Source organism: Geothrix limicola (assembly GCF_030268085.1).
Classification (GTDB): Bacteria; Acidobacteriota; Holophagae; order Holophagales; family Holophagaceae; genus Geothrix; species Geothrix limicola.
Genome location: NZ_BSDE01000003.1, coordinates 735,274 through 745,551 on the forward strand (window position 1 = coordinate 735,274; position 10,278 = coordinate 745,551).

A 10,278-nucleotide genomic window follows, 5' to 3' on the forward strand; every position below is an offset into this window, starting at 1 on the left:
GGCGGTCTGCTCGACGCTGCCTCGTGCCTCGGCTGCTTCCCGGAGCTGCACCTTCATGTCACCACCTCCAGGTCGCGGCCAGGGACCAGCGCGGTTCCGGCGCGGGGAAGCCGTAGACCAGCGCGGCGTCGCCCTTCTGATCGTAGCGGCCGTCGAGCCAATCCTGAACGCTCAGCTTGGGCTGCAGCAGGTTGTCGCCGCGGAGGGCGAGGCTGAGGTGCTTCACGGGTTCGATGGAGAAGCCGAGGTGAAGGGTCTGGTACGGGTGGCCCGTGGAGATCACGTCGTAGGTCGTGTCGTTCAGGTCGTAGCGCGGACCGACGCGGTCGAAGCGCAAGTCGGCGCGCCAGCTCTTCGACTGCAGGAAGGCCGACACGGCGCCGGTGAAGAAGGGGTGGCGCACGATGGCCGTGTTCTGCTGGCCGTAGCGCTGACCCTCGACGTTATGGTCCAGGTCGCGGGTCTCCTGGCTGCGCAGGATCAGGTCCCAGCCGTAGGCCAGATCGGATCCGCCGCGCCAGCCCAGGGCGCCTTCCAGGCTTTGCGCGCGGATGGAGCCCTGGTTCGCGTAGTGCGAGGTGAACAGCGGCGGGAAGGCGAAGCTGGTGTCGTAGACGTAGGCCAGCAGGTCGTCGATGCGCGTGCGTTGGGCTTCGAGGCGGTATTCCCAGTGGCCCGCGAAGAGGCCCGTGGCGCCCACCTGTAGGGTGCGGCTGCGCTCGGGGGCGATGGGATAGGCCTGCGCGTCCTGGGCCTCGGCCTGGGCGTTCAGGGCGAATTCCGTCGTATTGGGCATGCGGAAGCCCTGGCCGGCGCTGGCGTACAGGCGCAGTTCGGGGGCCAGTACCCAGTTGAGGCCCGAGCGCCAGGTGCCCGCCTCGGCGCTGCCGGCGCGGCTGCGCAGTCCCGAATCGAGGCGCGTCAGATCGCGGTGGCCCGCGTCCCGGCGAAGGCCCGCCACCCAGTCGAGGCCGTCGAAAAGGGTCCAGCGGCTTTCCAGGGCGCCCGCCAGATCACGTCCCTCGCCGCGGTAACGCACCGGAGAGAAGGTGGAGGGGTCGTAGTAGTTCTCGGCGTGGCTCGTGTCCTCGCGGCCTTCGAGGCGGCCCGAGAGGCGGAAGGCGCTGGTGGGCGTCCAGTGCAGGGTGAGCTGGTCTTCCACGCGGCGGAAGTCGCGGTCGGTCTGCTGGCGGAGGGAGCCGTCGGGGTCGCCCGTGTGGCCTGACAGGGCCTGCAGGGTGTCTTCCAGCACCAGCCCGGGCGCGAGGGGCCAGCGCAGGCTGGCGCCCCAGCTTTCCTGACGCGCGCGGGTCTCACGGCCGGGCTGGTAGTCGCGCCCGGAGCCGGGCCAGGACAGCGTGGTGAAGGGCACGGAGGCCGTCTGCCCGCTGTTGCGGTAGAAGCCCGCGAGATCCGCGTCGCCGAGCTTGGCGCCCAGGCGGAGGAAGCCTCCGGCCTGATGGAAGGCGTCGCCGGGGAAGCCGTTGTTCTGCTGGGTGGCCTCGCCGCCTGCGGCGATCCAACCCTTGGCGTCGGAGAGCTGCACCTGGGCGGTCGTGCCGCGCAGCCCGTCGGTGCCCACCTTCAGGCCCGCCTGCCCGTGGAAGCCCTCGGCGCCGCGGCCCAGGCTGGTGAGAGAGATGGCGCCGCCGATGGCGTCGCTGCCGTAGAGCACGGAGGAAGGCCCCAGCACCAGTTCCACGCGGGCGATGCCCACGAGGCTGAGGGCGCCGAGATCCGGGCTGAGGGCCGTGGGATCGTTCAGGCGCAGGCCATCGAGCAGCACGACGACGTTGCGGCTGAGGGTGCCATTCAGGAAGGCCGAGGCCGTGGCGCCGGAAGTGCCCGTGCTCATGACGGCACCGGGCTGGAGCACTTCCAGCAGCTCGGCCAGGGTGCGGCTGCCGAGGCGGGCCAGTTCGTCGGCTTCGACGACGCGCACGGGGGAAGGCGTGCGCGTGACCTCCACGGGCTGCGCCTCGGCGCTGACGGTGACGGTGGCCTCGCCGGGTTTGCGATCCGCCTCGGCGGCGTTGGACCGGGCGGCCAAGGCCGCAGGGGACACGACGGACAGGGCCGCCAGGGTGAAGAGAATGCGGGAATGACCCATCATGCCTCCGCGCATGAGGTCGCGGCGGCGGAGGCAGATCCCGAGGGACCATGGCCCGGCCCGTGCCCGCGACGGGGGGTGGAATGCTGGACCGGTCTCCGGACTCGCACGCGACAGGGGTCTTGCGGCTCCCCCCGAACCTTCCCGGGACGATCCCAGTGGTCGGGCTTGAGGTCTCGCGCCTTGATCCAACAAAGGGGGGCGCGGTGCTTACCGTTGCGGGGCAGTGCAGGAATTCCACCTGCTTCCCGAACATCCAACATCGAATTGTCAGAATCCTCAGAGAACCACGGTTTCGCCAGGCGACGCAAGTAGAATGGGGGGATGAACGCACCCATCGGCATCATCGGCGGCAGTGGTTTGTATCGGATGGAAGGGCTGGCCCTCGACCGGGCCGTGGCGGTGCAGACGCCCTTCGGCGAACCCTCGGGCCCGGTGCATCTCGGCGCCTTGGATGGCATCCCTGTGGCCTTTCTGGCGCGGCATGGCGAGGGGCACCGCTTCACGCCCAGCGAGGTGAACTACCGCGCCAACATCTGGGCGCTGAAATCCCTCGGCGTCGAGCGCCTGATCTCGGTCTCGGCCGTGGGCAGCCTGCAGGCGCGACACAGGCCCGGCGAGCTGCGCCTCGTGAGCCAGTTCATCGACAAGACGCGGCACCGCAAGGACACCTTTTTCGGCGGGGGACTCGTGGCCCACGTGAGCTTCGCCGAACCCACCTGCACCCACCTGAGCGGCGCACTGCTGGCCACGGGCAGGGCCCTGTCCCTGCCCGTGGAGGGCGACGCGCTCTACGTGTGCATGGAGGGTCCGGCCTTCTCCACCCGCGCCGAAAGCCGCCTGCACCAGAGCTGGGGGGCGGATCTCATCGGCATGACCCAGGTGACCGAGGCCCGCCTCGCCCGCGAGGCCGAGCTCTGCTACGCCTGCATCGCCCTGGTGACGGACTACGATGCCTGGCGCGAAGAGGAGGAGGGCGTGGATGCGACTTCGGTGCTGGAGGTCATGCACGCCAACGTGGACAAGGCCCAGGCCCTGCTCCGCCAGGTAGTGCCGCAGTTATCGGGCGCCCCGCGCGCCTGCGCCTGCGGCGAGGCGCTGAAGGCGGCGCTGTTCACGGCGCCGGAGACGGTGCCCGCCGAGGCCCGGAAGCGGCTCGACCTGCTCGTCTCGAAGTATGGATATGGCATGGTGGACTGATGGCCAAGCCCCAGGGCCCCGCCCAGCCCAGCCCCAAGCTGCAGGCGCTGCTGAAGGATTTCCAGCAGATCGCCAGCATGTCGGGCTACCTCAACCACTCCTTCGATCCGCCGCAGCTGCGCCTCTTCTTCACGCTCTACGGCCGCGTGATGGTGGCTTCCCCCGAGCAGGGCCTCGCCCTCATGCCCCAACTGCAGGCCTGGTGCGAGGCGCTCGCCACGCGCCTGCGCGAAGGCAGCTCCGCCACCATCATGGCGCCGCAGATCCAGGTGAGCGCGCCCCAGACCATGCCCGACGGTCGCGACTACCTGGTGGCCACGATCACCTTCAATACCAAGGTCACCGAGACCTCGTACCTCCGCATCCGCACCGCCATCCTCGCCGCCTACCAGGACGCCGTGAAGATGCGCGAAGTGGGCTTCAGTGAGGAGGATGCGTCCAGTGCCAGCGCGTCAGAATCTCCGCTTCCTGAAGAAGGCCCGACCTCTCCCCAAGGCTAGGGTTCGCTTCGGGGAAAAGGATCAGCGGCTGTTTTCTGGATCGCTCGGCTTGGTTCTCCTGCCGCCCTTCCCGTGTCTGAGCGCGGCGTTGAGGGTGTGTTCCCATTCCTTCATGTCCGCTTCGAAGTGCGCGGCGTCGTGGTGGGCGACGAAGGCGTTGCCCTGCGCGCTGAGGCCCGTCCAGCTGTAGCGGATGCGGGCCAGGGTGCGGTCCGGACCTTCGGCCTCGAGGGTGATGTGGATGGTGGTGACGTCCCGTCCAGGCGTGAAGTGCGCGTACGTGACCCGCGCCGGGGCTCCGGCCGATGGAACCGAGAATTCGGTGCAGACCCACCAGGTGCTGGGATGCGCTGGGCCCGCCGTGAGGAACACGGTGCCTTCGCCTTCGGGGCCGGCCTGGGGATGGAGCACGGTGGGGTCCCAGTCTTCGGCCCAGGCGCGTTCGCCCGTGGGCGTGAGGAAGGGCATGACGTCCACGGGGCTGGCCTCCAGGTGCTGCGTGTAGCTCAGGGAACGGTGCTGGGCCTGGAAGGCGGGTCTGGCCTCCGGTGCGTGGAGGGCGGGGGGTGCCGATGGAGGGATGGCGATGGGCATAGCTTCTCCGAGCCTCGGATGAGGCGATTCGTGGGGTGGTATGGGGTGGTTGGGGAGGCTCTAAGGTCAGTCGCCGCCGCCGGCCCGTTCGGCGGCGTGCTCCAGGGCTTCGAGGCAGCGCGCCGTGGCGGCGAGGGCATGGGGGGAGAGTTCCTCGGCGAGGGCCTGGCCTAGCGCCCCCATGGCCTCCTTCACCCGGGCGGCCTGTTTGAGGCCCTTCGGTGTGAGGCGCAGCAGCGTGGAGCGCCGGTCCTCGGGATGCGGCTCGCGGTTGAGCCAGCCCTTGGTTTCCAGGCGGTCGAGCACGCCGGTGAGGGTGGAGCGCTTGTGGGCGAAGGCGCGGTGGACGGCGCCGATGGGGCTGGGCCCCGCCTGCGAGAGGAAGGCGAGGATGTGCGCTTCGGCCTGGCTCACGCCCAGGGCGGGTTTCCAGGCCGCGAGGAAGAGGCCCACCCGATGGGTGGCGCGGTGGAGTTGGAGGATGAGGTCAATGGACATGATTCACTTTCGAAAAGTACGAATCCGAACTAAATATCTGCCATCACTGAAACCCTGTCAATGCCCTGGACCCATTCGTGTCACGGGGCCCATGGCAGGCCCCGGTGGGCGCCCCGGTATGCTGGAGTGACTCCACCGAGGAACCGAAGCATGAACCTGATCCATAGATGCATCACGGGCACGGCCCTCGCTTTGACGTTGACGCCGACGTTGACGGCCGCCAGCGGGGTCGAATCCGGCAAGCTTCCCTTCAAGCCCCTCCCGGTGCCAGGTGGCGTGGCCGTCGTGGCCCTTCCGGCCCAGGCGACGGCGCCCAAGGTGAGCTACCACGGGCAGCCCGTGCTGGTGCGGAAGGGGCCTTCGGGCTGGCAGGCGGTGGTGGGTCTCAAGCTGAGCGCGAAGCCGGGCGAGGACGCCCTCGACGTGGACGGCCACGCCGTGTCCTTCACCATCAAGCCCAAGCAGTACCCCGAGCAGCGTGTGCAGCTGAAGAACCAGCGCCAGGTGACGCCCAACGCCGAGGACGAGGCGCGCATCGAGAAGGAGCAGCTCCTCATCGGCCCCGCCTGGAAGGCCTGGCCCGAAGGATTCGCGCCGTCCCTGCACTTTGGCCGCCCCACGCCGGGGGCTCTGACGGCTTCTTTCGGCATGCGCCGGATCTTCAACGGAGAGCCGCGTTCGCCTCACGCGGGCCTGGACATCCGCGCACCCCAGGGCCAGGCCGTGCGCGCTCCCGCCGAAGGCGTGGTGGTGCTGACGGGGGATTTCTTCTACAGCGGCAACGCCGTCTTCATCGCCCATGGCGAAGGCGTGGTGAGCCTGCTCTGCCACCTGTCGAAGATCACGGTGAAGCAGGGCCAGAAGGTGAAGGTCGGCGACCTGGTGGGCGAGGTGGGCGCCACAGGCCGGGCCTCCGGGCCCCACCTGCACTGGTCCCTCAGCCTCAACGACGCGCGCGTGGATCCGCGGATCTTTCTTCACCTTTGATGTAACGACCCATCAGCCCCGGCCGGGGCTGATGGGTGCAGGTAGGAGGCTTTCGTTCTACTCGTTTTGACTCCCGCGCTGGGGTTTGCACATATCCACCTTGATCAGGCTTGGCACGCCGTTCATGGTCGAGAAAAAGTTGGTGAGGTACACGGTGGCCTTTTCACCCTGCGTCTTTCCGAAGACCGGGGTGGTTGGGTACCCCAGGTCGCTGTCGAGCACGACTTCGGTTTTGCCATCGTCCATGATCCTGACGAGCTGACCTCCGTAACAGCAGGCCACGTACAAGTCCCCGTAAGGTCCAAGGGTGATGCCATCGGGGCCATTCAAGCCAGAGGCGAAGACGCTGGGGTTGCCGGGGGCACCGTCTTGGTTCACGGGTACCTTGATGATGGTCCCGGCATCGGTGTTGGCCACGAAGAAGGCCCGGTCCTTGTAGACGATTCCGTTGGCGCCGAAGACACCGCTCGGGGGTGGCACCAAGAGTGCATCCGCTAGCCATAAAGATGCAAGATTTTGATTTTTAACGACCTTCCAGATCGCCCCGTTGATGCTTTCGGTGACGTATAGATCACCAAAGGGGTCGAAGGCCAGACCATTGGGGGCGACGATCTCATCCGGATTCATGGGAACGGCTAACTGAATGGTTCCGTCTGGGTGGACCTTGTAGATGCCGTGGCGCGCGGGTTCCATGAAATTCAACATCGCGATCCAGAGGTCGCCGGTTCGTGAGAATTCCATCCCCAAGGCACCGGCATATGCAGCGTCAGGGTTGTACATGTCATAGAGGTGAGCGAAGCGACTGATTTCGCCCCCTGGCGTGATGCGGTAGACATCAAACGTGACCTGATCAGAGGTGTAAACATCCCCATTGGGAGCCACGGCGACTCCTTCGCACCATCCACCAGCCACATCTAGTACTGTTTGAACGGCTCCGGGTTGGCATTCCCACCTGGTCGCCAAGAATATGGGGGATTTCGCCCTGGCATTTGGGAGTGCCTTCTGGAGCTTGATGAGGTTGTGTCTCGCCCCACCGATTGTGGCGGGAGAGGGTGACTGGGCGTTCAGTTGCCCAATCAACAGGTATGGCGCAATCGCCATCAGAGCCAGAACGGAACGCAAACCTTTCATTCGGTGCCTCCTTGTCAGTGAAATGAGGGGCGGGTTTATTGAACGGGTGGAATGTGGCGCGGCCGTGCAATCCTGGCCATCGGACAGGGGCTGGACAGTTCCTGGACAAGGGCTGAACTCCCGAGTGCTGGGCTGATGAGCATGTTTGTTGTTTTTTTGATGTCGAGGTCTATGATGTGGCCACCCTGCGTGACGACGTGTATTCCTCTCCGAAAGCAGTTCCCAGACGATTCCGCTTCGAAGAATTTGAAGTGGACACGGAAACCGGGGAACTCCGTCTGAGTGGGGTGCGCATCCCGCTGCAGGATGTACCTTTCAGGTTTCTCACCGCGCTCCTCGAACGACCAGGTGAACTCGTCAACCGCGAGCAGCTTCGAACACGGATTTGGCCCATCGACGTAAACCTGGACTTCGAGAGTGCTCTGGACACGGCCGCTCGCAAGACTCGTCATGCGCTTGGAGATTCGGCGAAGACGCCCAGGTTGATCGAAACCCTGCCCGGGAGAGGCTATCGATTCATGGCAGAGGTGAGCGAGGGCATGAACGGGGGCGTTCCCCCCGGGGTTCAGGCCGCATCTATCCAGCCGGATCGCGTCGTGTGGCTGAAAAATGGTAAGACCTATCCTTCAGCAAATCGATCCCAGCCTCGTTCATGGAGGCTTCCTCTAGGGATGGCTTTCGCTTTGATGCTTGTACTGACGTTTATGGGGATTCTGCTGTGGACATCCCGGCATCGTGGGCCAGAGACCGTCATCGCAAAACCCCATCCCAATGTGTTGGTTCTGCCGACCAGGGTGATAGGCCCTCCCGAAACGGCCTACCTCACGGATGCTGTACCGACGACCCTCTCGACATTACTGGCCGATGTGGAAGGCCTGGACACGAAGCTACCGCCGACTCGTCTCGAAATGGAGGCCGTCAATGGAGATCTACGAGAGGTCGCCGAACTCTACCAAGTTCGACATTTGATCACTTCGACAGTGACGGCTCGTGGTGGCAGGCTGGCGTTTGACTTTAAGCTATCGGATGCAGCGACAAGAAAGGTCATTTGGGCGCGCCAAACGGAAGGGGCCAAGAGCGAATACTGCGCCATGATTCGGATGGCTGCGAATTCAATCAGAGAGATCCTCAAGCCAGAGAGTGTCCTGCCTGCCACGAACCAGGCCCTTGGTTCGGAACTGGAATTGACGTTGGCGGAAGGGAAGCACTTTTGCCGACGCTACTGGCACTTGGGATTGAAACACGACTTCGACCTTGCACTAGCCGCCCTTCGACGAGCGGAAGGATTGGACGCTTCAAGGCCGGAGATCCACGCCTGGATGGCCATTCTCTTCAATGATCATTATTGGAAAACCCGAGCTCCGGGCTCTCTCAAATCAGCTAAGAGCTCCGTCGTCAGGGCCCTTGAGCTCGATCCGCACTGTGGACAGGCCTGGATGGTTCGAAGCTGGATGGAGACGAACCTCACCGTCAATGTCCCGGAGAAAGCCCTGGAATATGCCGTCAAGGCTGCCTGTTTCAATCCGCGTGATCCCAGGATTCAGCAGGGGCTGGGAACGGTCGCAGCGGGTTCGAACGGGATCTTTATTGCGACCGGAAGACGTTCCATGGAATTGGATCCTCTCGACGTAGGGGGCTATTCTTGGGCAGCACTGGGGCTGATCTGGAACGACCGAGCACAGGAAGGGCTTCCCATTGCCGAACGGGCCCTTCGCTTAGAGCCGAACAGCACCTTCAATCGGTTCCTGACCTTCTTTGCCCTATTTCGGCTCAATCGAATGGAAGAGGCACAACGGATTCTGGCTTCTGACCCAAGGGCGGAGGAATCTGGTTTTGGTGCTGATGTGATGCTTGCCATGTCGAAGGGGGATCTCGTTGGAGCTAGGAATTTGGCAAACAAGACCCTCACCAAGTGGCGGAAGCCATCTGTGGCTGGATCTATGGATTGGGCCAACCGCGCCCTCTTCTACTGCCCACTCTTGGTCCGTCTGGGGTTGAAAGAAGATGCCCTGTGGCTGCTTCAGAGAAGCCTCGAGGCGCGCAACCCGCCTCCCTTCGATTGGCTGCTGATCGATCCTGACTTGCAACAGCTTAAAATCGATCCCCGGTTCAAGAAGGTCCTTTCGGGGGCTCGAGATTTCGCGAGGGTCTGTGTCAGGCATCTGGATCAAGCACGAATCCAGAGCGAGTTGCCTTCCTATCTGGTAGGTCCCTTGGCTGAGCTGCAGACGCTCGTCAATCGACCGCTTTCTCCGTGAAGGGCCGAGATCCCTAACGTAGGCGCTCAGGCGTTCCTGGTCCTGGCGAAAGCGGGAGTCGAAGACCACAGCCCGTCTACGGCTCAAAGTGGGTCCCCACATTCCTGGATCTGCCTAGGCGTCAGGGCCTCGGGGGCGGACCGGTCGTAACCTTGCGTCTGCACGAGGATCACGCCGAGGATGGCGAGGGCCCCGCCTGCCACGGTGAGCAGGGCGGGCAGCTCGCCCAGCCACACCCAGGCGATGAAGCTGGCGAGGACGGGCGAGAGGTACAGGAAACTCGATAGCAGCGAGGCCGGCATGCGGGAGAGGGCCAGGTTCCACAGCACGTAGGCGATGGCCGCCGGGAAGACGCCGAGATAAAGGACGGCGAAGGTGGCAGGCGGCGCGGCTACGGCGAAGCGGCGCATCAGGCTGGGCAGGAAGACGAGCATGGGCAGGGTGCCCGCCCAGATGGAGTAGCAGGTGAACTGGAGGGCCGTGTAGCGGCGAAGGCTCTGCTTCGACAGGATGGCGTAGACGGCTGCCACGGCGGCGGCGAGGAGGATGAGCAGGGCGCCCGGCGTGAAGCGCAGGCCGCCGCCGCTGCTGAGGGCGATCAGCGAAACACCGGCGAAGGCGAGGAAGATGCCACCCCATCCGAGGCGGGTCAGCCGCTCGTGGAGGAAGAGCGCCGACAGCAGGGCGGTGAAGACCGGGCCGGCGGAGATGAGCATGGAGGCGGCGCCCGCGTTGACCGTCACCTCGCCGAAATTGAGGGCCACGTGGTAGACGCTGATGCCGAGGAATCCGGCGAGGCCGATGCGGGAGAGATCGGCGCGGTCCGGCAGGCCCATGCGCGTGGCCAGTGCGAAGAGGGCGAGCACTAGCTGTCGTTGCCAACGAGGTTGTTCAGCCTTGTGACTGGGGGCTGACCGCCTAAGGCCGAATGAGGCCTATGGTGATTGTAGAAGTGGAGCCAGGCGCTGAGTGCTTGGTTTCGTTCATTTGAACTCTGCCA

General features: G+C 65.0%; 10 protein-coding genes and 1 riboswitch. Of the genes, 4 read left to right on the forward strand and 6 right to left on the reverse strand.

Annotated elements, in window-relative coordinates:
- Positions 1-58: 58 nt before the first annotated feature.
- On the reverse strand, positions 59-2,110 hold the full coding sequence (locus tag QSJ34_RS11155; RefSeq protein WP_285575153.1) for a TonB-dependent receptor: 2,052 nt from the start codon (positions 2,108-2,110) through the stop codon (positions 59-61).
- A 74-nt stretch (positions 2,111-2,184) separates the two neighbouring features.
- A riboswitch (cobalamin riboswitch) is annotated at positions 2,185-2,406 on the reverse strand.
- Positions 2,407-2,434: 28 nt separating this feature from the next.
- Here QSJ34_RS11155 and mtnP point away from each other — a divergent pair.
- Together mtnP and QSJ34_RS11165 are read left to right on the forward strand one after the other, a co-directional pair.
- Entirely contained in the window at positions 2,435-3,310 is an 876-nt protein-coding gene (gene mtnP / locus QSJ34_RS11160; RefSeq protein ID WP_285575155.1) for an S-methyl-5'-thioadenosine phosphorylase, read from the forward strand.
- Positions 3,310-3,810, forward strand: a complete 501-nt coding sequence (locus QSJ34_RS11165) for a hypothetical protein (RefSeq protein WP_285575157.1) — start codon at positions 3,310-3,312, stop codon at positions 3,808-3,810. The genes mtnP and QSJ34_RS11165 overlap by 1 nt, the downstream gene beginning before the upstream one ends.
- 21 nt (positions 3,811-3,831) lie before the next feature.
- Here the strand turns inward: QSJ34_RS11165 and QSJ34_RS11170 are convergent, their stop codons facing one another.
- Together QSJ34_RS11170 and QSJ34_RS11175 are read right to left on the reverse strand one after the other, a co-directional pair.
- On the reverse strand, positions 3,832-4,404 hold the full coding sequence (locus QSJ34_RS11170; RefSeq protein ID WP_285575159.1) for a hypothetical protein: 573 nt from the start codon (positions 4,402-4,404) through the stop codon (positions 3,832-3,834).
- Positions 4,405-4,470: 66 nt separating this feature from the next.
- Positions 4,471-4,902: a MarR family winged helix-turn-helix transcriptional regulator gene (locus QSJ34_RS11175; protein ID WP_285575161.1), complete on the reverse strand. Its 432-nt coding sequence runs from the start codon at positions 4,900-4,902 to the stop codon at positions 4,471-4,473.
- 150 nt (positions 4,903-5,052) lie between these two features.
- Here QSJ34_RS11175 and QSJ34_RS11180 point away from each other — a divergent pair, with 150 nt between their 5' ends.
- Positions 5,053-5,889, forward strand: a complete 837-nt coding sequence (locus QSJ34_RS11180) for a peptidoglycan DD-metalloendopeptidase family protein (protein WP_285575163.1) — start codon at positions 5,053-5,055, stop codon at positions 5,887-5,889.
- Positions 5,890-5,946: 57 nt separating this feature from the next.
- Here the strand turns inward: QSJ34_RS11180 and QSJ34_RS11185 are convergent, their stop codons facing one another.
- Positions 5,947-7,020, reverse strand: a complete 1,074-nt coding sequence (locus QSJ34_RS11185) for an SMP-30/gluconolactonase/LRE family protein (RefSeq protein ID WP_285575165.1) — start codon at positions 7,018-7,020, stop codon at positions 5,947-5,949.
- A 176-nt stretch (positions 7,021-7,196) separates the two neighbouring features.
- On the opposite strand from QSJ34_RS11185, the gene QSJ34_RS11190 reads away from it, so the two are divergent.
- Positions 7,197-9,278, forward strand: coding sequence for a winged helix-turn-helix domain-containing protein (locus QSJ34_RS11190; protein ID WP_285575167.1), 2,082 nt, complete (start codon positions 7,197-7,199; stop codon positions 9,276-9,278).
- An 83-nt stretch (positions 9,279-9,361) separates the two neighbouring features.
- On the opposite strand, the gene QSJ34_RS11195 is transcribed toward QSJ34_RS11190, so the two are convergent.
- Both QSJ34_RS11195 and QSJ34_RS11200 read right to left on the reverse strand, forming a co-directional pair.
- The gene (locus QSJ34_RS11195) at positions 9,362-10,144 is read right to left on the reverse strand and encodes a DMT family transporter (RefSeq protein ID WP_285575170.1); all 783 of its coding nucleotides are present in this window, start codon (positions 10,142-10,144) and stop codon (positions 9,362-9,364) included.
- On the reverse strand, positions 10,144-10,278 hold a 135-nt coding region (locus QSJ34_RS11200; protein WP_285575177.1), incomplete at its 5' end, for an integrase core domain-containing protein. The genes QSJ34_RS11200 and QSJ34_RS11195, both read right to left, overlap by 1 nt.